Here is a 23,682-nt window from a genome sequence, read left to right on the forward strand (position 1 = left end):
GAGCCACAAGGAGACAACGGAATGGCTGAAAAAGCCTCCGGAGGCGTGCAGTCCGTCGAGCGCGTCTTCGAACTGCTGGAACTCATCACAGACGCCGGCGGAGACGTGACGCTCAGCGAGCTCTCCTCCTCCACGGACCTGCCGCTGCCCACCATCCACCGCCTGCTGCGCACCCTGGTCTCGCTTGGCTACATCCGCCAGCTGCCCAACCGCCGCTACGCACTGGGCCCCCGGCTGATCCGGCTCGGCGAAGGCGCCAGCAAGCAGCTGGGAGCCGTGGCCCGCCCGCAGCTGAAGAACCTCGTGGAGCGCCTCGGCGAAACCTCCAACATGGCCGTGCTGGATTCGGACATGGTCATCTACGTGGCCCAGGTACCGTCCATGCACTCCATGCGCATGTTCACCGAGGTGGGCCGCCGCGCCCACACGCACGACACCGGCGTCGGCAAGGCAATCCTGGCCCAGCTGGACGACGACGTGGTGCGCGGCATCGTGGCCCGCACCGGCATGCCCACCCCCACGGCCAAGAGCATCGGCGACATCGACTCCCTCCTGGCCGACCTGAAGCTGATCCGTGAACGCGGCTACTCCATCGACGAGGAAGAGCAGGAGCTTGGCGTGCGCTGCTTCGCGATGGCCGTGCCCAACGCGCCCACCCCTGCCGCCATCTCGGTCTCCGGGCCGATCAGCCGCGTGGACCAGAGTTTCGCGGACCGTGCCGTGCCGCTGCTGCGCCAGGCCGCGATGGCGATCTCGGCGGAGCTCAACCAGAACTGAGTTTCGCTCCCCGCGAGACGGCAGATGACGGCAGTGTTTGTTCAAAACACTGCCGTCATCTGCCATTTCGGCGTGCCTTTGGATGGGTGTGCCGCTGCAGCATGGAGTCCACAACGATCGGGTGAAGCGGCCGCACGACGCCAAAGTACAGTCGCCCGCGCCACCCCTTAAGCTCGACGGCGGTTGTCACCCTGAGGATCCGGTTCACCGGATCCACCCCGACGGCGATCGCGCAGTCCAGGTGCCGGTCAGGGATAAAGATCAGGGCTTCTTCGCCCGACTGCTCGGTCACGGTGAACACGTCCCGCGGTGCACGCGGTATCCCGATCAGGGGTACAAGTGCCTGGCGCAACCGCATCGCTCCCGAGATCCATCGGGGCATCGATTCCATGGAGAAGAGGCGCTGCGCCCATTCCGCAGGGTCCGTGCTGGCACCCGCGGGGAGGGTGGCCAGACAGACGTCGGCGTAGTCGGGCTCCGGGATCTCCCGAAGGGCGAGTGAACGGAAGCAGGGTGTCTGTTCGGTCATGGCTTGAGCCTACGGCGAGTGTCGCGCGGTGGTGAGTGCCGCCGTCGTACTATCTGCGCGAGATGACAGATGACGGCAGTGTTCACGTGGAACACTGCCGTCAACTGTCATTTGGACGGGGCTAGTGGTCAGACTTCGACGACGACTCCACCGGGACTTCCTTGCCCTCGGCGTCGATCAGCTTGCCGCCCTCGTAGCGGTCGCCGTCGGCCAGGATCTTCAAGTCGGCTTCGGTGACCACCCTGGCGGTGCCGGCCACAAACACTGACTGGTTGTCCGAGTTGCCGGCCTTGAGGTGGTTGAAAAGCAGGTTCAGCAGGATGGCCATAACGGCGGCCGAGCTGATGCCCGAGTGGAAGATCGTGGAGAACCAGGACGGGAACTGGTCGTAGAACTTCGGGGCCGCAATCGGGATCATGCCAAAGCCGATGGATGCGGCCACGATGACCAGGTTCATGTTGTTCTTGTACTCCACCTTGGCGAGTGTGCGGATGCCGCTGGCGGCCACCGTTCCAAAGAGTACGACGCCGGCGCCGCCCAGGACGGGTGTCGGAACCGCTGCGACCACTCGGCCGAGGATGGGCAGCAGGCCCAGGATCACCAGGATGAGCCCGCCGGCGCTCACCACGAAGCGGCTCTTGATGCCGGTGATGGCCACGAGGCCCACGTTCTGGGCGAAGGCGCTCTGGGTGAAGGAGTTGAACAGCGGCGAGATGGCGCTTGAGAGCATGTCTGCACGCAGGCCGTCGCCGATGCGGCGTGAGTCCACCTTGGTGTCCACGATCTCGCCGACCGCGATGATGTCCGCGGAGGTCTCGGTGAGCGTCACCAGGATGACAATCAGCATCGAAATGATCGCCGCAATCTCAAAGGTCGGCAGGCCAAAGGCGAACGGCGTGGGGAAGGCGACAACGTCGCCCTGGCCCACTTTGGAGAAATCGGCCATGCCCGTGAACAGCGCGATCACGGTGCCGATCACCATGGCCAGCAGGATGGACAGCCGGGAGATGGCGGCGTTGCCGACCTTGCTCAGCAGCAGGACGACGCCCATGGTGGCTGCGGCGAGGCCGATGTTGGCCATGCTCCCGTAATTGGGGGCTTTGCTATTGCCGCCCATGGCCCAGTTGGCGGCGACCGGCATGAGGGTCAGGCCGATTGTGGTGATGACCGTGCCGGTGACCACGGGCGGAAAGTATTTGATGATTTTGGAGAAGAGCGGCGTGATGGCAAGGCCGATCAGGGACGCCACAATGACCGAGCCGAAGACGGCCTGGATGCCGCCGCCGCCCTGGACGATCGCCACCATCGTGGACACGCCGGCGAACGAGACGCCCTGCACCAGCGGCAGCTGCGACCCAAAGAACGGGATGCCCACGGTCTGCAGGATGGTGGCGAGGCCGCCGACGAACAGGCAGGCCGCGATGAGCAGGCCGATGTCCGTGGCGGACATGCCGGCCGCGGCTCCGATGATGAGCGGCGGGGCGATGATGCCGCCATACATGGTCAAAACGTGCTGGAAGCCGTACGCGAACGTGCTTCCGATGGGGAGGCGCTTGTCCTCGGGGCGGGCCGCGGAACTAGTCGACGCGGGGCGGGATTTCTTCTTGCTGTTCATGGCAGACCTTCTTGGTTCATGGCAGACGCCTTCGTCTGGCTAACAATGTCTGGCTAACAATTTGGAGCTTTGGGGCCGGTGGATTTCGACAAGCTCAATCACCGGAGACGGGCCCAACCACCGGGGGTGGCCCGGTGGTCGAGCCCGTCGAGACCCGGTGGCAGATCAGCAGAAGCCGGCGATGCCGTTCCAGGCGGCGGGGGCCGTGCCTGAGTTTTCGCGCTGGACCGTGGCCTCGATCAGGCCGTAGGGGCGGTCCGCGGCGAAGAAGACCTCGTTAGGGTTGTCGAGCCCGAACGGGCTGAGGTCAACGAGGAAGTGGTGCTTGTTGGGCATCGAGAACTTGATCTCGTCCACTTCGCCGTGTGCTTCCAGGACCTTCTTGCCCATGTCGAACAGGGTCTGCTGCAGGGCGTGTGAGTAGTTCTCCGTGAAGCCCTCAAGCAGCAGGGCCTTGATGTCCTCGTAGCTCTTGTTGAAGTCCGTGGCCGTGTGGTCCAGGCCTGTGCTGTAGCGCCAGCGGGCGGAAACATCCGTGGCCAGGATGCGGTCCGTGGTCTCGGGCAGGGTGGTGTACTTGTCTCGCGGGTAGCCCACGAAGCCGGACTGGGTGGTCTTCAGGACGGTCAGGTCCTTGAGCCCGGAGATCAGGTGCGTGGTGTTGCCGTCCCGGACCACGACGGCGGTACGGACTTCCTGCCCGTTCCGGACAAAGCTGTGGTCGTGTTCGGAGCCGTGCGACTGGATGCGGTCCCAGGTGTAGGACTCGGCTTCCCAGCGGCCGCCCGTAACCCAGTCGAAGCCTGACGTGAAGTGCTCGCTGAGGCGAAGCAGGAAGGCTTCGGGGGAGCCGACGCCCGCCCGGGCGAAGGCGTAGATGGTGTTCTTCTGGGTGTCCGTGGCGACGACGTGGGCGTTGTCGCCCTGGAGGTGCGCAGCCTCGAAGTCACCGCGCAGCTGCGAGGTGACGTTCAGGTCTTCGATCTGGTGGCGGTCGGTGTCGCGGGTGACTTTGACGACGCGGACTTCTGCCTTGCCGTACTGGTTGTCGCCGAGGACGATTTTGTTGCTCATGGTCATATCCCAACTTCTACGAGGTGGAACCTTCAAGGTCCACCAACGAAATTAAGCGCGTATTTCCAACGCGTTTCTGGTGGAGCCGACCCAACAAAAAAGAGCCGGCATCCATTGATGCCAGCTCATTACGACCCTGCCTGCTGCTCCCAGGTTACGTGACCTGCGCCACGAAGTGAGAAAAGCGTAGCCCACTGCAGCCAGTGGTGTACATCACTTCTCGGGAATTGTTATGTACTTTCCGATTGTGACCGGCGGGGGTGCGTCCTTGCGGCCGAGGTCTTGACGCCGATCCCAGACACTCATAGAATTTCCACATAACAATAAAAGTTTTCCGAATTACGGAAAAGCCAGGCAGCAAGAACGAGGAGGAACAGATGGACTCGAAGGATAAGAACAACGTCGTGGATTTCCCGGCCCCCGGCCAGGAGCTGTACCTGCCGTTCGGCGCCACGGATCCCGACTTCTACATTCCGGCCGACTGTGACCGTGCAGGCGGGTTCTCCCGCTGGATGCGCGCGCTCCCGGTATTCGGCCGGCAGCGTCCCTAAGAGTCCATCCCCAGCAGCCCCTCTCCTCGCAAGCTCGGACAGGGAACCCTGCGGCTGTGGGCCCTGTTCAGGGCGGACTCTGCGCAACAGAGCCAACGGGCGGGTGGCACCTGGGGAGGTGCCGCCCGCTTTTGCGTGCCCGGCCGTTCACGAGCCTCCGCACCTGCCCCGATTCGATGGTTCCCTGCGCACTCGATGGTTCGAACCGTCTTGTGCGCAGGGAACCATCGATCCGGCGTTATCCACATAGGACGAACTCCGGCTGTCGTCGGCTGGGGGTGCCGTCCGAGGCTTGCCCCATGACGAACAACGAGCAGTTGACGATGCCGCCGAGTGGCATACTTCCCACCGGAATGGACCTGTGGCGCACCGGCGAGCTGCAGGAATCCGGGCTCAATGCCCGCAAAGTATCGGCTTTGGTGCGGGCCGGCGACTTAGTCCGGCTCCGCCGAGGCTGTTATATCCGCGGCAGCACATGGGCGGGCCAAAAACCTTGGGTGCGCAGCCGGCAACTGATCGCCGCGCACGCCCACGGAACGCTCACGACGTCGGGCGGCGGCTTCGTGTACAGCCACACCTCGGCGGCCCGCCTCCACCGGCTGTACCTGTGGGACGTTGACGATTATGTGCACATCTCCCAGGAGTCGGCTCCTTCGCGCACTTCCCATGGCCGCGACGTAGTTGCCCACACCAGGGTGCTGCAGACAGCGGACATTGGCTTCGTGGACGGCATGCCCTGCACCTCGCTGGAGCGCACCGTGGTGGATTGCTGCCTCATGCTGACCTGCAGGCAGGCCTTGGTGCTCATGGATCATGCACTCAGGATGGGCGCTGATCTGGAGAAAATCCGTCTAATGAGTGCTTCGTTGGCGGGACGCAACGGCGTGCGGACGTTGCGTCGCGCCATTGAGAACGCCGACGCGCGGTCGGAGTCACCGGGCGAGACGCTGACGCGGGAGTTGATTCACCGGCTCTGCATTGAACCGCCCGAGCTCCAGGTAGTCGCATGGTCGGCGGAAGGAGAGCACCGGATGGACTTCGCTTGGCGGGAGAAGAAGGTTGCACTGGAATTCGACGGCAGGGTGAAGTGCTTCGACTACGAGCCCACCGACGAGGTCATCTACAAGGAGCGGCAACGGGAAAAGGCGCTGACCGAGGAGGGGTGGACTTTCATCCGGATCAAGTGGCGAGACCTGTTCCAGGAACACGAGTTCAAGATGCGCGTCCTGCGGGCCCTCCGAAATGCAGGCTAGACAAGGCCAATTCGATGGTTCCCTGCATACTCGATGGTTCGAACCATCGTCTGCGCAGGGAACCATCGAAACGGCGGCGCGGACTCGTCGGGGCGCGGTCCGGGCGGAGCGGGCGAGCCGGGCGAGCAGGGCGGAGTGCCTAGCCGTTCATCAGCTTCCGCGCCGCAGCCGAGTGTTCCGCGATGAGCCCGGCGACGTCCAGGCCCGGAATCTGCCCGTCCACCACCCGCCATTCGCCGCCCACCATCACCCGGTCCGCGCGGTCGGCGCCGCACAGCAGCAGCGCCGCAATGGGGTCGTGGCTGCCGGAGAACCGCAGGTCGTCGAGGCGGAAGAGTGCCAAGTCGGCCTGCATCCCCGGCGCCAGTTGACCAATATCGGAGCGCCCCAGCACGGCTGCCGAGCCCCGGGTCGCCCAGCCGAGCGCGCGCTCCACCGGCACGGAAGCGCCGTAGCGCAGCCGCTGCAGGTACAGCGCTTGCCGGGCCTCGAGGATCATGTTGGAGGCATCGTTCGACGCCGATCCGTCCACTCCCAGCCCCACCGGGACCCCGGCTGCCTCGAGTTCCAGCACGCGTGCGGTGCCTGACGCGAGCCTCATGTTCGACGTCGGGCAGTGCGCGACGGCGGTGCCAGCGGCTCCCAGCCGAGCGATCTCGTCGTCGTTGAAGTGGATGCCGTGGCCCAGCCAGGTGCGGTTGCCCAGCCAGCCGACGCTGTCCAGATAGTCCACGGTGCGCAGGCCGAACATCGACAGGCAGAAGTCTTCCTCGTCGATGGTTTCGGCGAGGTGCGTGTGCAGCCGGACGTCGAGCCGCTCGGCCATCAGGGCGCTCTCGGCCATGATTTCCTTGGTCACCGAGAACGGCGAGCACGGGGCCAGCGCAATCTGGATGACGGCGCCGTCGCCGCGCTCGTGGTACCGGGAGATGAGTCGCTCGCTGTCCGCCAGAATGATCTCCGGCCGCTGCACCGTGGACTGCGGCGGCAGGCCGCCGTCGTCCGTTCCCAAAGTCATGGAGCCGCGCGTGAGGGTTGCCCGCATGCCGAGGTCGCGTACGACGCCGACCTCCACGTCGATCGCGTCCTCGAGTCCCGCGGGGAACAGGTAGTGGTGGTCGGCTGCCGTGGTGCAGCCGGAAAGCAGCAGCTCGGCCAGGGCCACTTTCACCGCGAGTTCGAGGCTGCCCGGAGTCAGGCGCGCCCAGACCGGATAGAGGTTCTGCAGCCACGGGAACAGCGGGGCGTTAGCCACCGGACCCCAGGCCCGCGTGAGCGTTTGGTAGAAGTGGTGGTGCGTGTTGATCAGGCCCGGCATCAGGACATGCGCGGAGGCGTCGAACACGGCGGAACAGGGTGCGGACGGATGCCCGCCGGCCGGAACCAGCTCGGCGATGATGCCTCCGCTGACCACGATGCCGCCACCGGCGTCGAGCCCGTTGGCGGTAAAAACGGAGAGTGGGTTCTTGATCCAGAGCCTGGACGGGGACGGGATATGCGGGTGGGCCATGGATGGCTCCTTGTCTGGTCGGCAACAAATGCGTTCCAGCTCAGTTAGGCCCTGTCTGCTGATCCAGGATGCCGGCCTGCCCATGGGTAGCCGGTGGCAATCAGCGTAGGACGCACGCGGAAGCGCGTCAATGTGACCCGCCTGAAACCCTGAATTTCACATCACGAAATTAAGTTTCCAGAAACTATGGCGCTGATCACAGGTCCGGTGCTAATCTCGATCTTGCCAAAGGCGGGCACCCGGACTCCGGGAAGCTATCTACCAGGCGAACCTTCAAAAGCACATGCTGAAGCCTGGTAGCCGTATCACTGGCGCGTTCCCGTCTCAGGGTTACTGGGCTTCCTTGCCACTAAGGAAGTCGCAAAAATGAGTACAACCGTCACGGCCGAACATTTTCTGGCCGCATCCATAAAACTGGCGACAGCCAACGTCCTGAACAGCGGCGGTCCGTTCGGCGCCGTCGTTGTCACCGCGGATGGCCACGCCTTCGAAGGCGTCAACCGGGTCACCGCCACGAACGACCCCACCGCCCACGCCGAGGTCACCGCCATCCGCAATGCCTGCCGCGAACTCGGCACGTTCGATCTCAGCGGAGCCACCCTCTTCACCAGCTGCGAGCCCTGCCCCATGTGCCTGGCCTCGGCCCTGTGGGCACGGATCGGCAACGTGGTCTTCGCCGCTGACCGGCACGACGCAGCCTCCGTCGGCTTCGATGACGCGGTCTTCTACGAGTACTTCGAGAACGAGGACCGGGATGCACTGATGCCGGTCGCCAAGCTGGAACTGGGCGACCCCCAGGCTCCCACCATCCTGGAACCGTTCAACACCTGGAACACGCTTGATTCCAGGATTGACTACTAGGGCCGGTGGCTGACATGACAATCCTGGACCCCGCAGAAATGCGAACCGCAGCTGAAAAGCAGGCTGCGCCCGAAGGCGCAGAGCACACGGCGGCACCCCGTCCCCCGGCGTCGAAATCCTTCCTGGATAGTTTCTTCCAGATCACCAAGCGTGGCTCCACGCTGGCCCGCGAATTCCGCGGCGGCATTGTCACGTTCTTCACGATGGCCTATATCGTGATCCTCAACCCGCTGATCCTGGGCGGTTTCTCGGCCGAGAACGCCCCAACGGACGTCGCCGGCGGCTGGCTCTCGGCGGCGCAGGTGGGGGCCGTTACCGGGCTCACCGCCGGCGTTATGACCATCGTGTTCGGCCTCGTCGCCAACCTGCCATTCGGGCTCGCAGCGGGCCTGGGCATCAACTCGTTCCTGGCAGTGGCCGTCATCCAGGACGTCACCTGGCCTGAAGCCATGGGCCTGGTGGTCATCAACGGTGTCCTGATTGTCCTCTTCGGCGCCACGGGTGCCCGGACGGCGATCTTCAAGGCAGTCCCCAAGGAACTCAAGGCTGCCATCACCGTCGGCATCGGCCTGTTTATCGCCTTCATCGGCTTTGTGGATTCCGGCTTCGTCCGCCCCACCAAAGGCGGCCCGCCGGTCCAGCTCGGCAACGACGGCTCCATCACCTCCATCCCCACCCTCGTCTTCATCGTCGGCCTGCTGGTCATGGGAATCCTCGTGGCCCGCAAGATCCAGGGCGGTCTCCTGATCGGAATCGTCGCCACCACAGCCCTCGCCGCCGTCGTCGAGGCCACCATGCATATCGGTCCCGGCAGCGCCGACAACCCCGGCGGCTGGCACCTCAACGTGCCCGTGCTCGCCGGCCAGCTGGTCTCCGCCCCGGACTTCAGCCTGGTGGGCCAGTTCGATCTCTTCGGCTCGTTCTCACGGATCGGCGGCCTGGCCGCCACCATGCTGGTGTTCACCCTGGTGTTCACCAACTTCTTCGACGCCATGGGCACCATGACCGGGCTCGCCAAGAGCGCCGGAGTGGCGCACAAGGACGGCACGTTCCCCAGGCTGAAGTCGGCCTTCATCGTCGAAGGCCTCGGCGCAGTGGCCGGTGGCGCGACGTCCGGGTCATCGAACACCGTCTACATCGATTCCGCGGCCGGCATCGGCGAAGGTGCCCGTACCGGCCTGGCCTCCGTGGTCACCGGCGTGCTGTTCCTGGGCTCGATGTTCTTTACGCCGCTGACCTCGGTGGTGCCGCTCGAAGTGGCAGCAGCCGCCCTGGTGGTGGTGGGCGCCATGATGATGGCACAGATCCGCGAGATCAAGTTCAGCAAGTTCTCGATCGCACTGCCGGCCTTCCTGACCATCATCACCATGCCGCTGACCTACTCGATCGCCAACGGCATCGGCGTCGGATTCATCTCCTTCGCGGTCATCAGTGCGGCGTCCGGCCGGGCCAGGAAGGTCCATCCGCTCATGTGGGTGGTCACCGCGGGCTTCATCATCTACTTCGCCCGCGGGCCGATCAACGCCCTGCTGGGCGCGTAGGCCCCCGGCGTAACCGCCCATTCGGGCGCCTTAAACGGCGGTCCATCCGCACCCACCGCATCGAGTAGGCGTCCGCCGCCGTGGTTCGCAGCACCGGAACCCACGACGGCGGGCGGCGGTGGAGTGCGGATGCTCCGTCACGGACCGGGGCGGGATTAGAGGCCCCGCCCCGGTCCGCTCAAACAACTCCCCTGACTTTCCCTCTACACCAGCAAGGAATGAGATTATGAGGCAAGACCGCGCACTGTTCCGGACAGGCTTCCCGTCCGGAACCCCAGTGGTAAAGGACGTGTTGCCATGCTGGACCTAATACCTTCACTGGGAGGCTGGCGGCCCGCGGTCTCCGGCCAGCGCTGCGCCGTCGCCACCATCGTGGCCGCGGGCGGCTCCGTGCCCCGGCCGCTCGGCACCTCCATGCTTGTGTCGGAACACGGGGACGTCCTCGGCAGTCTCTCAGGCGGCTGCGTGGAAGGCGCCGTAGTGGACGCCGCCCTTGAGGCCATTCGCGACGGCGGCAGCCGCCTTGAGTCGTTCGGCTACAGTGCCGAGGACGCGTTCGCCGTCGGACTCTCCTGTGGAGGAGAGCTGGAAGTCCACATCCAGCCGCTCGGAACCGCTGGCCTGGACCTGGCTGCCCTGCGCGGCTTCGCGCACGCAGGTGCACCTTCGGCCCTGGCAGTCATCCGCAGGCTCGACGCCGGCGGGGGAGCCGTCGTCGTGCAGGATCCTGTGAGGTTCCGCGCCATGGAGTCGCCGGAACTCGCCATGCTGGTGGGCGACCATCCCGCTACTGTTTTTGCGGCGGCAGCCCAAGTGGAGCCGCTGCTCCAAGGCGGTCGCGCGGGCCTTGTCCGGCTGGCACCACCCGAGGGCTGCATAGACGGCTGGGGCCGGGAAGGCGAAACGCAACCCGAACCCATCACCCTGTTCGTGGAAAGCCGGCTCCCCGCCGCGCGCATGCTCATCTTCGGCGCCAACGACTTCGGCGCCGCGCTGCTCCCGGCCGGGAATCTCCTGGGCTATGACGTCACGCTCTGCGACGCCCGCCCCGCGTTCTCCCGGCAAAGCCGCTTCCTCGCCGCTGACCAGGTGGTCACTGACTGGCCGCACCGTTACCTTGCCGCAGAAGCAGCCGCGGGCCGCGTGGACGGCCGCACCGTGGTGTGCGTGCTGACCCACGACCCCAAGTTCGATATCCCGCTGCTGGAAACCGCCCTCGGCCTGGGCCTCGCCTACGTGGGCGCCATGGGTTCGCGGCGCAGCCACCGCCAGCGCATCGACGCGCTGCTCGCGGATGGCACGCCGGTGGAAGCGCTGGAGCGGCTCCATTCGCCCATCGGCCTGGATCTGGGCGCGGTCACCCCGGCCGAGGTCGCTGTGTCCATTACGGCCGAGATCATCGCCTCCCGTGGCCGGGCCGGACGGGGCAGCAGCACCACGCCGGCGCCGCTCAAGGCATCCTCGCTCAAGGACGGCAGCGGCCCCATCCACCCCACATCAGAACCCCGCTCCACCCACGAAGCCCGCCAGGAGAACCCATGGACATGAACACCATCGAGGCCGTCGTGCCCACGACAGACCCCGCCGAATGGCGCGACGGTGATGCCTGGCTGGCCGGCGGCACGGTGCTGTTCTCCTACGGGAGTACCGTCCTGAAGCGGCTGCTGGACCTTGGCGAAGCGGGTTGGCCCGCCGTTACCGTGAGCGATGCAGGGATTGAACTGGCCGCCACATGCACCGTCGCGGAGCTCTACGCCCTGCCGGGCTCGGACGAAGTTGCCGGCAGGGAGTGGCCGGGCCTGGACCTGTTCCGTCCATGCTGCGACTCCTTCGTGGCATCCTTCAAGGTCTGGAACATGTCCACCGTGGGCGGCAACCTGTGCACCTCGCTCCCGGCCGGGCCCATGATCTCGCTCTGCGCAGGACTGGACGCCACCGCCACCATCCTCGGCCCCGGCGGCAGCAGCCGCACGGTCCCGGTGGCCACGTTCATCACCGGGGACGGGCAAAACAGCCTGGCACCCGGGGAGCTCCTGCGCAGCATCCACCTGCCGGCGTCGGCCCTGTCTTCGAAGGTGGCCTTCCGGCGGCTCTCGCTCAGCAACCTCGGCCGGTCCGGGGTGCTGCTGATCGGCCGGCGGGAAGCCGACGGCGGCCTGGTCCTCACCGTCACCGCCGCCACCAAACGCCCCGTGCAGCTGCGGTTCACCGCTGCCAAGATGGCTGGCCCCGCGGCACTGGCGGCCGCCGTCGGGAAGGCCATTCCCGCGGAGCTGTACCACGACGACATCCACGGGCTGCCCGAATGGCGCCGGGACATGACCCTCCGGCTCGCGGAGGAGATCCGTGCGGAACTGCTGGAGGAACGGCTCACCGTGTCGGGCGATTTCTGGGCTGGCCGGCCGCACGCCTTGTCGCCGCAGCCGAGCGCGCAACCCGAAACAACACAGAACAAGCGGCAGAAGGAGGCCTGAGCATGGCAATCGAAATCAACGGCACCACCACCCCGGCCACCCCCCGCCCGGGCCAGTGCCTGCGCACCTTCCTGCGTGAACAAGGCAATTTCGGCGTCAAAAAAGGCTGCGACGGCGGCGACTGCGGTGCCTGCACCGTGCACGTGGACGGCACCCCCGTGCACAGCTGCATCTACCCGGCCGTCCGTGCCGAGGGCAAGGCCGTCACCACCATCGAAGGCCTCGCCCACGGCGGTGCGCTGCACCCCGTGCAGGAGCAGTTCCTGGCCGAACAGGGCTTCCAGTGCGGCTTCTGCACCGCCGGCATGATGATGACCGCAGCCACCTTCGACGACGACCAGAAAGCCAACCTGCCCCGCAGCCTCAAGGGCAACCTCTGCCGCTGCACCGGCTACCGTTCCATCGCGGACGCAGTGTGCGGGACCCACACGCACGACGGCGGCGCGGCAGCTGGCGCGGTCCGTCCGGCTTCCGCAGCCGGAACCACCGCGGACGTAACCACCGCCGCCGGCACCACGGCAGCCCGGGCCGGTCAGCTCGGCGACAACGTGCCCGCCCCGGCGGGCCTCGCCGTCGTCACCGGAACCGCCCGCTACACACTCGATGTCCCGGACGACGAGCTGGAGGGCCTGCTGCACCTGAAGCTGCTGCGCTCACCCCACGCGCACGCCCGGATTGTCTCCATCGACAGGACGGCCGCGCTCCAGGTGCCCGGCGTCGTCGCGGTCTTCACGCATGAGGATGCCCCGGCGCAGCACTTCTCCACCGCCCAGCACGAGCTCTACACGGACGATCCCGACGACACCCGCGTCCTCGATGACGTGGTGCGGTTCATCGGACAGCGGGTGGCCGCGGTCGTGGCCGAATCGGTGGGTGCCGCCGAGGCCGGGGCCCGCGCCCTGGAGGTGGAATACGAGCTGCTGGATACTGTCTTCAGCCCGCAGGACGCCATGCTTCCCGGCGCTCCGGCCCTGCACGGGGACAAGGACGCCGTGAAGGCCAGGATCTCGCGTCCCCGGCAGAACGTCGTGGCCGAGCTGCACTCGGAGCTGGGCAGCGTGGCGGACGGCTTCGCCGCTGCCGACTTCATCCACGAGCACACGTACAGGACCCAGCGCGTGCAGCACGTCGCCCTGGAAACGCACTCCTCCATCGCCTGGCTCGACGAGGAAGACCGCCTCGTGGTCCGCACCTCCAGCCAGGTCCCGTTCCTGGTCCGGCGCACGCTGGGCCGGGTGTTCGACCTGCGGGAGGACCGCATCCGCGTGGTGGCCGGGCGCGTGGGCGGCGGCTTCGGCGGCAAGCAGGAAGTGCTCACCGAGGACCTCGTTGCCCTCGCCGCTCTCACGCTGCGCCGGCCCGTGCAGGTGGAGTTCACGCGCACGGAGCAGTTCACCGCCACCACCACGCGGCACCCCTTCGCCATCAAACTCAAGGCGGGTGCCAGCAAGGACGGTCTCCTCACCGCGCTGCAGCTGGACGTAGTCACCAACACCGGCGCCTACGGCAACCACGCCCCCGGTGTGATGTTCCACGGCTGCGGCGAATCGCTGGCCGTGTACAAGTGCGCCAACAAAAAAGTGGACGCGCATGCCGTCTACACCAACACCGTGCCGGCCGGGGCGTTCCGCGGCTACGGGCTGAGCCAGATGATCTTCGCGATCGAGTCGGCCATCGATGAGCTGGCTGTCGGCATCGGCATGGATCCCCTGGAATTCCGGCGCCGGAACATGGTGCGCGAGGGCGACGACATGCTCTCCACCAACCCCGAGCCCGAGGAGGACGTCCACTACGGCAGCTACGGCCTGGACCAGTGCATCTCCCTGGTGCGTGATGCCCTGGACCGCGGCAAGCAGCGCTACCGCGACGCCGGGCTCGATGACCTCGGTCCTGACTGGGTCACCGGGGAGGGTTCCGCGCTGTCCATGATCGACACCGTCCCGCCCCGCGGCCACTTCGCCCACACCCGCGTGAGCCTGCTTCCGGACGGCACGTTCGCGGCCGACGTCGGGACCGCCGAATTCGGCAACGGCACCACCACCGTGCACGCGCAGCTGGCCGCGACGGCGCTGTCCACCACGGCAGCCAAAGTGGCCGTGCGGCAGTCCGATACCGACCTGGTGGAGCACGACACCGGCGCGTTCGGCTCGGCCGGGACGGTGGTGGCCGGCAAGGCCACCCTGATGGCGGCTACCGAGCTGGCCTCCCGGATCGTCACCGTCGCCGCGGCGCTGACCGGTGTGCCGGAGACCGAATGCGTGCTCGACGACGGCGGCGTGGTCTGTGCCGGACGGCGGGTTCTGCTCGCGGACATCCACGACGCCGCGCGGCACCAGGGCGTGCAGCTCGCCGTCGAGGGCAGCTGGGACGGGACCCCGCGATCTGTGGCGTTCAACGTCCACGGGTTCCGGGTGGCGGTCAACACCGGCACCGGGGAGCTGCGGATCCTGCAGAGTGTCCAGGCTGCCGACGCCGGCGTGGTGGTTAATCCGCGGCAGTGCCGCGGCCAGATCGAGGGAGGCATCGCGCAGGCGCTGGGTGCCGCACTGTATGAGGAGGTCCGCGTGGACGACGCCGGCCGGGTCACTACGGACATCCTGCGGCAGTACCACATCCCGTCCTTCGCGGACGTGCCGCGCAGCGAGGTCTACTTCGCCTCCACCAACGACCAGGTGGGCCCGCTCGGGGCGAAGTCCATGAGCGAAAGCCCGTTCAATCCGGTGGCCCCGGCCCTGGCCAATGCGATCCGGAATGCCACGGGGGTCCGGTTCGCGGAGCTGCCGATCGGGCGGGACAAGATCTACCTGGGTTTGAAGGAAGGAGGGCCTGTCCTCTCCCGCTAAGACCAACGCGGGGTCAGATACGGCCCATGGGGCGGGGTTTATTGGGCCGTATCTGACCCCGCGTTGCTGGCGAAGCAACCGTTTGTGACCGGCCGTGTTTCGGCGACCCCTTGACTGATGCGTGACCCAGGTCATACCGTTATTTCACTACTCGATACCTATTTTTCGCATTGTGGAAAAAGCAACGACGCTTCTGCCGGTAGTTCCGGCATAAACCCCACAGCGGAACATATGGAAAACATCTTCAAGAAGTGAGATCACGATGCAGACAACCCCGTTGACCGGCGTTGAACCGGCACCCGAGACAGAGGTTGGCCTGGGCAAAGCAGCCCATCCCTCCGTGGGTGTCGACGCGCTTTGCGATGTAGCCAGCGCCGCTTCCGGCACAACCATCAGCCCCTCCCTCTACAACATCGACCTTGCCCCGACGAAGCGGGAAGGCCGCCGCTGGACCGGCTACAGTATCTTCACCCTGTGGGCCAACGACGTCCACAGCCTTGGCAACTACGCCTTCGCCATTGGCCTCTTCGCCCTCGGGCTGGGCGGCTGGCAGATCCTCCTCGCTTTGGGAGTCGGCGCCGTCCTGCTGTTTGCGCTCCTCAGCTTGTCCGGCTTTATGGGCGTAAAAACCGGTGTCCCGTTCCCCGTCATGAGCCGGATCAGCTTCGGCATCAGGGGCGCCCAGATTGCCAGCCTCCTGCGCGGGGCAGTGGCCGTGGCCTGGTTCGGCATCCAGACGTACCTCGCGTCCGTGGTGCTCAGGGTCATGCTCGTCGCCATGGTTCCCTCGCTGCAGGAGCTCGACACCAACTCTATTCTCGGCCTGTCCACGCTGGGCTGGGCTTCGTTCGTATTCCTCTGGATTGTCCAGCTGGTCATCGTCAGCTTCGGCATGGAGATGATCCGCAAGTATGAGGCCTTCGCCGGCCCCATCATCCTGGTCACCATGGCGGCCATCGCCGTCTGGATCTTCGTCGAAGCCGGCGGCTCCATCGCCTGGGCCGGGGACAACGCCCTCGAAGGCGGCGACATGTGGCGCACCATCTTCGCCGGCGGTGCCCTGTGGGTGGCCATTTACGGAACGTTCGTCCTGAACTTCTGCGACTTTACCCGGTCCGCCGTCTCCAAGCAGGCCGTCGTGCGCGGCAACTTCTGGGGCATCCCCATCAACATGCTCCTCTTCGGCGCGATCGTTGTGGTGATGGCCGGTGGACAGTTCAAGATCAACGGCACTGTCATCCAGAGCCCGTCGGACATCGTCCAGACCATCCCGAACACCCTGTTCCTTGTCCTGGCCTGCCTTGCCCTGCTGATCCTGACCATCGCCGTGAACCTGATGGCCAACTTTGTGGCCCCCGTCTACGCCCTGACCAACCTCTTCCCGAAGCACCTGAACTTCCGCAAGGCGGCCTGGGTCAGCGGCACCATCGGCCTCATCATCCTGCCGTGGAACCTGTACAACAACCCGCTGGTCATCGTGTACTTCCTGGGCGGACTCGGAGCCCTGCTCGGCCCGCTGTTCGGCGTTGTCATGGCCGATTACTGGCTGCTGCGCCGCGGCAAGGTCAACGTCCTTGAGCTCTACTCCGAGGACCCGGCAGGTGCCTACTACTACAAAAAGGGCTACAACCCCCGGGCCATCATTGCCATGGTGCCTGCTGCCGCCATTGCACTCCTGATCGCCTTTGTTCCGGCACTGGAAGCGGCCGCCCCGTTCGCGTGGTTCGTCGCTGCCGGCATCGCCGCGGTGGTCTACTACGTCATCTCGGACCGCAGGCAGCGGCTCGACGACGTCGACGGCGAATCCATCGCCGTCGCCAGCGCCCACTGACCGACCCGTCCTGAAAGAGGAAAGCACCATGCGCATCCTGGTGGCCAACGTCAACACCACACAGTCCATGACCGATTCCATCGCCGCGCAGGCAACACAGGCCGCGCTGCCGGACACGGAGATCGTGGGAATCACTCCGCGCTTCGGCGTAGACTCCTGCGAGGGAAACTTTGAGAGCTACCTCGCGGCGATCGCCGTGATGGACGCCGTCGTCAACTACCAGGAGCCGTTCGACGCCGTCATCCAAGCCGGCTACGGCGAGCACGGCCGCGAAGGGCTCCAGGAGCTCCTTGACGTTCCGGTAGTGGACATCACCGAGGCGGCCGCGAGCACCGCGATGTTCCTGGGCCACAAGTACTCCGTGATCACCACCCTGGACCGGGCCGTGCCGCTGATCGAGGACCGGCTGAAGCTGGCCGGCCTCGACGCCCGGTGCGCCTCGGTCCGGGCCAGCGGCATGGCCGTCTTGGAGTTGGAGGAGGAGCCGGAGCGCGCTGTGGAAGCCATCATCGAACAGGCGCTGCTGGCTGTCCGTGAGGACAAGGCGGAAGTCATTGTCCTGGGCTGCGGCGGCATGGCCGGTCTGGATGAGGAAATCCGGAAGCGTGCCGGCGTTCCCGTGGTGGACGGTGTGGCGGCTGCGGTCACCATCGCTGAATCGCTGGTCCGGCTGCGGCTGAGCACCTCAAAGGTCCGGACCTACGCCACCCCGCGGCCCAAGACAGTCATAGGCTGGCCAATAACGGCAGCGGATGTGCCCGCTGCGCCTTAAGCAGGCCATCAACAGCCCGGCCATCAACTCAAGGAGCGACCCCATGACTGCAACCCACCGGCCCGCACATCCCCACCGGCCGGCACCGGTCGCCGTCGTGACCGGTGCAGGCTCCGGGATTGGCAGGGCGGTGGCGCGGCTCATGCTGGCCGACGGGTACCGCGTGGTGTTGGCCGGCCGCCGTGAGGCTCCGCTGCTGGAGTCCGCGGCCGGCCACCGCCAGGCGCTGACGGTTCCCTGCGACGTGAGCGTGCCCGACGACGTCGAGCGCCTTTTCGCAGTGGCTCTCGGCAAGTGGGGGAGGGTTGACGTCCTGTTCAACAACGCGGGCGTGTTCGGCCCGGCGGCGTCGGTGGATGAAATCAGCGTGGCCGACTGGGACGCGGTGGTGGCGGTGAACCTGACCGGCTCCCTGCTCTGCGCCGCCGCTGCAGTACGGGCCATGAAGTCGCAGGAGCCGCAGGGTGGCCGCATCATCAACAACGGCTCCATAGCGGCGCATTCGCCGCGGCCCCGGACGGTGGCCTATACGGTCACCAAACACGCCATGACGGGCCTGACCAAGAGTATCGAGCTGGACGGCAGGGATTTTGGCATCACCTGCGGCCAGATCGACATCGGCAACACGGCCACGGACATCATGTCCACCATCGGCGTGGACTCCGGCGCCCTGCAGGCTGACGGCAGCCGCAGGGTGGAGCCCACGTTCCCGGTGCAGGACGCCGCGCGCGCTGTGCTCCTGATGGCAGGCATGCCGCCGTCGGCCAGTGTGGGCTCAGTGGTGATCACTGCTGCGGGAATGCCGTTCATCGGTCGGGGCTGACAAAGAATAATCCACACCCTTCCGCTGTGGAAGCGGACGTCCGCACCGGGGTTTTCCCGGGTGGGCGTCTGTTTCCGTGGCGGATTTTGCATGTTTGGAAGGATTCTTAGTACATGAAGTAGGCCACTTGGCCGAGGCGCTTGCGCTGCCGATCACGTGGCGCCCGTTCAGCTTCGGAGTGTCGAACCGCGTCTGAGCTGGGGATTCGGCAAGGATTGGGGCTATGACCAAGAGATCTGTGCTTATCGGGGGACGCTTTTTCTTTGGCCTTTTGACGTTGGTGGCAGTGGGAACACAGCTGACAGTTCATTTGGGCATGGGCTACGACGTCTGGAACTTTTTCAGCTACTTCACTAATCTGTCCAACATCTTCGCTGCGTTGGTGCTTCTCATCAGCGGCTACAGGGTGCTGATCCGCAAACGCCCCAGCGAAATCGACGACGTTACCCGCGGCACGGCAACCATCGCCATGGCCGTGGTGGGACTCGTGTTCGGTGCGCTGCTCGCGGGGGAAGATCTCGGCTCGCTGCTGCCGTGGGTCAACTTCGTGGTGCACTACCTGATCCCGGTGGTCATGGTGGTGGACTGGCTCTTCCAACCGCCGCGGGCCACGCTCACGGTCAAGCACATCTGGTACTGGCTGCTCTACCCCGTCGGCTACCTGGTCTACAGCCTGGTCCGCGGGGCGTTGGTGAACTGGTACCCGTACTGGTTCGTCGACCCCGCACGGGCAGGTGGCTGGGGCGGAGTGGTGGTGTTTGCCCTCGCCATTTCCGTCGGCTTCCTGGTGGTGAGCCTGGCGATGCTGTGGCTCGGCAACAAGCTCAAGCGGCAGGTGGATTACTAGGCTGGCGTTACTCCAGAAGGTGCAGCTGACCGGGGGTGTCGAGGTCTTCACCGGCGGAGAGGTCACTGAAATCGATGAGATCTATCAGTTCGGGATGGGCCTGGAGGAAATAGCGGGCCCCGGCGTCGCCCGTTGCCATTTCCGTGGCCTCAGCGCGGAGACTGGAATCCAGGAGCAGCGGATGTCCCCGCTGTTGTTTTCCATCGTTGCCACGGTAGGCGGCCGCCGTCACCCGGCCTGGCCGGTGGGATGCCAGCAACCGGGCAACGGCTTCTGCGGTCAGGCCGGGCATGTCCACGAGTGCGATGAGCACATGGTCCCCCGGGGCTGCTGCGGTGACTCCCGCCCGGAACGAACTTCCCATTCCGCTGGCCCAGGCCGGGTTGTTGATGATCCGGTGCCGGCTGAGATCGGCGGCGGCCCGGACGGTTGCCGCGTCCGCGCCGAGCACCGTCACCACTTCGCGGCAGCCGCCGGCGAGCAGCACGTCGGCCAGGACTTCAACGAGCGTTCGGCCCTGGAACCGGAGTAGCGCTTTGGGGCCGAGCCCCAGCCGCGTTCCGGCGCCGGCGGCAAGCAGCACCGCCGTCGTGCGTTGTTTGTCCAGGTCAGCCATCGCCCCAGCCTATCCAGCCACATGACAGTTGACGGCAATGTTCCAGGGGAACACTGCCGTCAACTGTTGTCTCGATGAAGGGGGTCAGGCGTCGCCGCCCGTGCCGCCGGTGGTCCCGGCGTTGACGTCCAGGAGCTTGTAGCGGTCCAGTGCGTAGGCGGGCACGCCGCCGTCCACCTCGCCGCGCGAAGCCAGCAGCTGCAGCGTCTTCACCACAATCGAGTGGGTGTCGTTCTTGAAGAAGCGGCGGGCTGCGGCGCGGGTGTCGGAGAAGCCGAAGCCGTCGGCTCCGAGCGTGGCGAACTGGTGCGGGAGGAACTGGCGGATCTGGTCCGGGACGGCCTTCATGTAGTCGGTCACCGCCACCACGGGCCCCTGCGCATCGGCGAGCTGCTGCGTGACGAACGGTACTCGGGCGGGCTGGCCCGGGTTCAGGAAGGCCTCTTCCTCGGCGGCGAGCCCGTCGCGGCGCAGTTCGTTCCAGGACGTGACGGACCAGACGTCGGCGGAGACGCCCCAGTCCTCGGCGAGGATCCGCTGGGCATCCAGGGCCCACGGGACGGAGACACCCGAGGCCAGGATCTGGCTCTTGGGCCCTTCGATACCCGACGCCGACACCCGGTAGATGCCTTTCAGCACACCGTTGACGTCGAGGTTCTCAGGTTCGGCCGGCTGGGAGATCGGCTCGTTGTAGACCGTGATGTAGTACATGAGGTTCTTATCGGATGCAGGTCCGGTTCCATCGCCGCTTGCGGCCGGCCCGTACATGCGCTCGATGCCGTCCCGGATGATGTGGCCCATCTCGTACCCGTACGCGGGGTCGTAGGTGAGGACGGCCGGGTTGGTGGAGGCCAGGATCGGGGAGTGGCCGTCGGCGTGCTGCAGGCCTTCACCGGTCAGGGTGGTCCGGCCGGCGGTGGCGCCGATGATGAACCCGCGGGTCATCTGGTCCGCCGCTGCCCAGAAGGCGTCGCCGGTGCGCTGGAACCCGAACATGGAGTAGAACACATAGATCGGGATCAGCGGTACGCCGTGGGTGGCGTAGGCGGTGCCGGCGGCGGTGAACGCCGCGACCGCGCCTGCTTCGTTGATGCCGGGGTGGATCAGCTGGCCCTGGGCCGATTCCTTGTAGGCCAGGACCAGGTCCCGGTCCACGGAGAGATAGGCCTGGCCGTCCGGGTTGTAGATCTTGGCCGTGGGGAAGAATGCGTCCATGCCGAAGGTTCGGGACTCATCCGGAACGATGGGGACAATGCGATGTCCGAACTTTTTATCCCTGAGCAGGTCCTTGAGCAGGCGCACGAAGGTCATGGTGGTGGCCGCCTGCTGCTTGCCGGAACCGCGCTTGGCGACCTCGTAGGTTTTGGCGTCCGGCAGCTCCACCGGAGCGTGCTCCGGCCGGCGTTCGGGGACGAAACCGCCCAGGGCGCGGCGGCGTTCCATAAGGTACTGGATCTCGGGGGAGTCCATGCCGGGGTGGTAGTACGGGGGCCGGTAGAGGTCCGCGTCGAGCTGTTCGTCCGTGATGGGGATCCGGAGGTGGTCGCGGAATTTCTTCAGGTTATCGAGGGTGAGCTTTTTCATCTGGTGGGTCGCGTTGCGGCCCTCGAAGTGGGGTCCGAGTCCGTAGCCCTTGACCGTTTTGGCCAGGATCACGGTGGGCTTGCCCTTGAATTCGGTGGCTGCCTTATACGCGGCGTAGACCTTGTGGTAGTCGTGGCCGCCGCGCTTGAGGTTCCAGATCTCGTCATCGGAGAGGTCCGCGACCATGTCCTTGGTCTGCGGGGTTTTGCCGAAGAAGTGCTCGCGGACGAACCCGCCGGATTCTGCCTTGTAGGTCTGGTAGTCCCCGTCCGGGGTCTCGTTCATGATCTTCACGAGCGAGCCGTCGGCGTCCTGGGTGAGCAGGTCATCCCACTCCCGGCCCCAGACGACCTTGATGACGTTCCAGCCCGCGCCGCGGAAGAATGCTTCGAGTTCCTGCATGATCTTGCCGTTGCCGCGGACGGGACCGTCCAGGCGCTGGAGGTTGCAGTTGATCACAAAGTTCAGGTTGTCGAGCTTGTCGTTCGCGGCGAGCTGGAGCAGGCCGCGGGACTCGGGCTCGTCCATTTCGCCGTCGCCCAGGAACGCCCAGACCTGCTGGTCCGAGGTGTCTTTGAGGCCGCGGTTGTGCAGGTACCGGTTGGACTGGGCCTGGTAGATCGCGTTCATCGGGCCGATGCCCATCGAGACCGTGGGGAATTCCCAGAACTCCGGCATGAGGCGCGGGTGCGGGTAGGAGGAGAGCGCGTGGCCTTTCTTGGACTTTTCCTGCCGGAATCCGTCCAGGTCCTCCTCGGCGAGCCGGCCTTCCATGAACGCGCGGGCGTACATGCCGGGGGAGGCGTGGCCCTGGAAGAAGACCTGGTCGCCGCCGCCGGGGTGGTCCTTGCCGCGGAAGAAGTGGTTGAAGCCGACCTCGTACAGGGTGGCGGCGCCGGCGTACGTGGAGATGTGCCCGCCCACTCCGATATCGGACCGCTGTGCCCGGTGCACCATGATGGCGGCGTTCCAGCGCATGTACGCCCGGTACTTCTGTTCGATCTCTTCGTCCCCCGGGAACGCCGTTTCCTGGTCCACCGGGATGGTGTTCACGTAGTCCGTGGTGGTCACCATCGGCACGCCGACGCTCTGCGCGCCCGCCCTTTGGAGCAGGCTCCGCATGATGTATTGGGCACGTTCCGTACCCTGTTCCTGAATCAGGGCATCCAGGGACTCCAGCCATTCGGCGGTCTCTTCCGGATCACGATCGGGCAGCTGGTTTGTCAACCCGCTGAGGATATGGGAGGTCTCTTCTCCTGCAGCCACGTCCAGCCTCTTTTCATCGTTGAATAGTTGGCTCAAGTTTTCGTTCTGTGAGAAAACTTTATTGCATCTCGAGATTATCTAAGCCGCGATCCGCGCGTCAAGGCGAGCGGACGGTCACAATCGGCTGCCAGGGGGTACAGCCCCGGCAGCCGACGGTGAGTTCCCGCAGCGCCGGCTCAGGCGGACGTGAGGAGCCTGCCCCAGCGCGGGTCCAGCAGCGGTGCGCCCGCCATCCTGAGGCAATGCCACAGCGTTACGGCCACCGAGTCCAGCACGGGAACGTCAGTCTCGGCCTCAATTTCCGCGGTGATGTTGGCGCCGTAGAGGTTCGTGCAGAGGTAGATGACGGCGTCCGGCCCGGACGCGGCAAGCTCCAGCGACCCCGGACGCATCTCCTCATCCGCCACCCGGGCGAACGACTCGTTGTCGCTCAGGCCAAGGAAGCGGTGGTCGAGGGTCTTGATGCCGTCCCGGTGGTAGGACGCCACGATCTGTTCGTTGACGTCCCCGGTGTACGGAGTGAAGAGCCCGATGCGTTCGGTGCCGAAGGTCCGGAACGCTTCCATGTACGCCAGGGTGGACGTGGTGGCCGGGATGCCCGTGGCGTCCGTGATTTCCTCCACGAGCTGGCGGTCATGGTCGGCGCCGAGCCAGGAGCCGGAGGTGCCGTTCCAGGCGATGACGTCCACATCGGCGGTGGCGAGGAGTTCGGCGGCCGAACGCATGACCGCGGCATCGAACTGCTTGTCCGAGGATTTGTCCAGGGCAATCCGGGTGACCGGGATCCGGGCGAAGTGGATAGTGACGTCGTCCCGGTCGCCCAGGATCCGGTAGCTTTGCGGTTCGAGGCAGGTGTTGGAGGACGGCACGATCATGCCGATGCGCTTGGGGCGGGTTGTGGAAGGCATTGGGGGC

At 65.9% G+C, this 23,682-nt stretch carries 19 protein-coding genes; 12 read left to right on the top strand and 7 right to left on the bottom strand.

Annotated features, from left to right (window positions below; translation table 11 throughout):
* The first annotated feature begins 21 nt into the window (after positions 1-21).
* Positions 22-777 (top strand): IclR family transcriptional regulator, encoded by a 756-nt coding sequence (locus tag MUN23_RS12175; RefSeq protein WP_248758495.1) that lies wholly within the window; start codon positions 22-24, stop codon positions 775-777.
* A gap of 55 nt (positions 778-832) precedes the next feature.
* Here the strand turns inward: MUN23_RS12175 and MUN23_RS12180 are convergent, their stop codons facing one another.
* The 3 genes from MUN23_RS12180 to pucL all read right to left on the bottom strand — a co-directional run bounded on the left by MUN23_RS12180 (position 833) and on the right by pucL (position 4,001).
* Complete coding sequence (locus MUN23_RS12180) at positions 833-1,306, bottom strand: DUF2867 domain-containing protein (RefSeq protein ID WP_248758497.1); 474 nt, start codon at positions 1,304-1,306, stop codon at positions 833-835.
* A gap of 121 nt (positions 1,307-1,427) precedes the next feature.
* Positions 1,428-2,921, bottom strand: a complete 1,494-nt coding sequence (locus MUN23_RS12185) for a nucleobase:cation symporter-2 family protein (protein ID WP_248758499.1) — start codon at positions 2,919-2,921, stop codon at positions 1,428-1,430.
* A gap of 165 nt (positions 2,922-3,086) precedes the next feature.
* Entirely contained in the window at positions 3,087-4,001 is a 915-nt protein-coding gene (gene pucL / locus MUN23_RS12190) for a factor-independent urate hydroxylase (protein WP_205630577.1), read from the bottom strand.
* 371 nt (positions 4,002-4,372) lie between these two features.
* On the opposite strand from pucL, the gene MUN23_RS12195 reads away from it, so the two are divergent.
* On the top strand, positions 4,373-4,546 hold the full coding sequence (locus MUN23_RS12195) for a hypothetical protein (protein WP_167349832.1): 174 nt from the start codon (positions 4,373-4,375) through the stop codon (positions 4,544-4,546).
* A 299-nt stretch (positions 4,547-4,845) separates the two neighbouring features.
* On the top strand, positions 4,846-5,799 hold the full coding sequence (locus MUN23_RS12200; protein ID WP_248758501.1) for a type IV toxin-antitoxin system AbiEi family antitoxin domain-containing protein: 954 nt from the start codon (positions 4,846-4,848) through the stop codon (positions 5,797-5,799).
* A 139-nt stretch (positions 5,800-5,938) separates the two neighbouring features.
* On the opposite strand, the gene MUN23_RS12205 is transcribed toward MUN23_RS12200, so the two are convergent.
* Positions 5,939-7,309: an 8-oxoguanine deaminase gene (locus tag MUN23_RS12205; protein ID WP_248758503.1), complete on the bottom strand. Its 1,371-nt coding sequence runs from the start codon at positions 7,307-7,309 to the stop codon at positions 5,939-5,941.
* Between the two features lie 366 nt (positions 7,310-7,675).
* Between MUN23_RS12205 and MUN23_RS12210 the strand changes: the two genes are divergently transcribed.
* From MUN23_RS12210 to MUN23_RS12250, 9 genes are all read left to right on the top strand, one after another.
* Positions 7,676-8,170, top strand: a complete 495-nt coding sequence (locus tag MUN23_RS12210) for a nucleoside deaminase (protein WP_248758505.1) — start codon at positions 7,676-7,678, stop codon at positions 8,168-8,170.
* A gap of 14 nt (positions 8,171-8,184) precedes the next feature.
* Positions 8,185-9,711, top strand: a complete 1,527-nt coding sequence (locus MUN23_RS12215; protein ID WP_248764071.1) for an NCS2 family permease — start codon at positions 8,185-8,187, stop codon at positions 9,709-9,711.
* 297 nt (positions 9,712-10,008) lie between these two features.
* The gene (locus tag MUN23_RS12220; protein WP_248758507.1) at positions 10,009-11,259 is read left to right on the top strand and encodes an XdhC family protein; all 1,251 of its coding nucleotides are present in this window, start codon (positions 10,009-10,011) and stop codon (positions 11,257-11,259) included.
* Positions 11,250-12,185, top strand: coding sequence for an FAD binding domain-containing protein (locus tag MUN23_RS12225; protein ID WP_248758509.1), 936 nt, complete (start codon positions 11,250-11,252; stop codon positions 12,183-12,185). Before MUN23_RS12220 ends, MUN23_RS12225 begins: the two co-directional genes overlap by 10 nt.
* Before the next feature lie 2 nt (positions 12,186-12,187).
* Complete coding sequence (locus tag MUN23_RS12230; protein ID WP_248758515.1) at positions 12,188-15,028, top strand: molybdopterin-dependent oxidoreductase; 2,841 nt, start codon at positions 12,188-12,190, stop codon at positions 15,026-15,028.
* A 262-nt stretch (positions 15,029-15,290) separates the two neighbouring features.
* Complete coding sequence (locus MUN23_RS12235; RefSeq protein ID WP_248758518.1) at positions 15,291-16,859, top strand: NCS1 family nucleobase:cation symporter-1; 1,569 nt, start codon at positions 15,291-15,293, stop codon at positions 16,857-16,859.
* A 28-nt stretch (positions 16,860-16,887) separates the two neighbouring features.
* Entirely contained in the window at positions 16,888-17,631 is a 744-nt protein-coding gene (locus tag MUN23_RS12240) for an aspartate/glutamate racemase family protein (RefSeq protein ID WP_248758522.1), read from the top strand.
* A 43-nt stretch (positions 17,632-17,674) separates the two neighbouring features.
* Positions 17,675-18,454 (top strand): SDR family oxidoreductase, encoded by a 780-nt coding sequence (locus tag MUN23_RS12245; protein ID WP_248758524.1) that lies wholly within the window; start codon positions 17,675-17,677, stop codon positions 18,452-18,454.
* A gap of 223 nt (positions 18,455-18,677) precedes the next feature.
* Positions 18,678-19,301, top strand: coding sequence for a Pr6Pr family membrane protein (locus MUN23_RS12250; RefSeq protein WP_248758525.1), 624 nt, complete (start codon positions 18,678-18,680; stop codon positions 19,299-19,301).
* Between the two features lie 7 nt (positions 19,302-19,308).
* On the opposite strand, the gene nboR is transcribed toward MUN23_RS12250, so the two are convergent.
* The 3 genes from nboR to MUN23_RS12265 form a co-directional block, all read right to left on the bottom strand.
* Positions 19,309-19,917 (bottom strand): nicotine blue oxidoreductase, encoded by a 609-nt coding sequence (gene nboR / locus MUN23_RS12255; RefSeq protein ID WP_248758526.1) that lies wholly within the window; start codon positions 19,915-19,917, stop codon positions 19,309-19,311.
* An 84-nt stretch (positions 19,918-20,001) separates the two neighbouring features.
* Positions 20,002-22,767 carry a pyruvate dehydrogenase (acetyl-transferring), homodimeric type gene (gene aceE / locus MUN23_RS12260; RefSeq protein WP_248764072.1) on the bottom strand — a complete coding sequence of 922 codons (2,766 nt, stop codon included), beginning with the start codon at positions 22,765-22,767 and terminating at the stop codon, positions 20,002-20,004.
* A 176-nt stretch (positions 22,768-22,943) separates the two neighbouring features.
* Positions 22,944-23,675, bottom strand: a complete 732-nt coding sequence (locus MUN23_RS12265) for an aspartate/glutamate racemase family protein (RefSeq protein WP_248758527.1) — start codon at positions 23,673-23,675, stop codon at positions 22,944-22,946.
* Positions 23,676-23,682 lie beyond the last annotated feature (7 nt).

The sequence above is a fragment of the Pseudarthrobacter sp. SSS035 genome (assembly GCF_023273875.1).
Taxonomy (GTDB): domain Bacteria; phylum Actinomycetota; class Actinomycetes; order Actinomycetales; family Micrococcaceae; genus Arthrobacter.

Excerpts from the sequence above, each read along its gene's own strand:
- MUN23_RS12175 (WP_248758495.1), top strand. The coding sequence starts at position 22 with ATGGCTGAAAAAGCCTCCGGAGGCGTGCAGTCCGTCGAGCGCGTCTTC.
- MUN23_RS12180 (WP_248758497.1), bottom strand. The coding sequence starts at position 1,306 with ATGACCGAACAGACACCCTGCTTCCGTTCACTCGCCCTTCGGGAGATC.
- MUN23_RS12185 (WP_248758499.1), bottom strand. The coding sequence starts at position 2,921 with ATGAACAGCAAGAAGAAATCCCGCCCCGCGTCGACTAGTTCCGCGGCC.
- pucL (WP_205630577.1), bottom strand. The coding sequence starts at position 4,001 with ATGACCATGAGCAACAAAATCGTCCTCGGCGACAACCAGTACGGCAAG.
- MUN23_RS12195 (WP_167349832.1), top strand. The coding sequence starts at position 4,373 with ATGGACTCGAAGGATAAGAACAACGTCGTGGATTTCCCGGCCCCCGGC.
- MUN23_RS12200 (WP_248758501.1), top strand. The coding sequence starts at position 4,846 with ATGACGAACAACGAGCAGTTGACGATGCCGCCGAGTGGCATACTTCCC.
- MUN23_RS12205 (WP_248758503.1), bottom strand. The coding sequence starts at position 7,309 with ATGGCCCACCCGCATATCCCGTCCCCGTCCAGGCTCTGGATCAAGAAC.
- MUN23_RS12210 (WP_248758505.1), top strand. The coding sequence starts at position 7,676 with ATGAGTACAACCGTCACGGCCGAACATTTTCTGGCCGCATCCATAAAA.
- MUN23_RS12215 (WP_248764071.1), top strand. The coding sequence starts at position 8,185 with ATGACAATCCTGGACCCCGCAGAAATGCGAACCGCAGCTGAAAAGCAG.
- MUN23_RS12220 (WP_248758507.1), top strand. The coding sequence starts at position 10,009 with ATGCTGGACCTAATACCTTCACTGGGAGGCTGGCGGCCCGCGGTCTCC.
- MUN23_RS12225 (WP_248758509.1), top strand. The coding sequence starts at position 11,250 with ATGGACATGAACACCATCGAGGCCGTCGTGCCCACGACAGACCCCGCC.
- MUN23_RS12230 (WP_248758515.1), top strand. The coding sequence starts at position 12,188 with ATGGCAATCGAAATCAACGGCACCACCACCCCGGCCACCCCCCGCCCG.
- MUN23_RS12235 (WP_248758518.1), top strand. The coding sequence starts at position 15,291 with ATGCAGACAACCCCGTTGACCGGCGTTGAACCGGCACCCGAGACAGAG.
- MUN23_RS12240 (WP_248758522.1), top strand. The coding sequence starts at position 16,888 with ATGCGCATCCTGGTGGCCAACGTCAACACCACACAGTCCATGACCGAT.
- MUN23_RS12245 (WP_248758524.1), top strand. The coding sequence starts at position 17,675 with ATGACTGCAACCCACCGGCCCGCACATCCCCACCGGCCGGCACCGGTC.
- MUN23_RS12250 (WP_248758525.1), top strand. The coding sequence starts at position 18,678 with ATGACCAAGAGATCTGTGCTTATCGGGGGACGCTTTTTCTTTGGCCTT.
- nboR (WP_248758526.1), bottom strand. The coding sequence starts at position 19,917 with ATGGCTGACCTGGACAAACAACGCACGACGGCGGTGCTGCTTGCCGCC.
- MUN23_RS12265 (WP_248758527.1), bottom strand. The coding sequence starts at position 23,675 with ATGCCTTCCACAACCCGCCCCAAGCGCATCGGCATGATCGTGCCGTCC.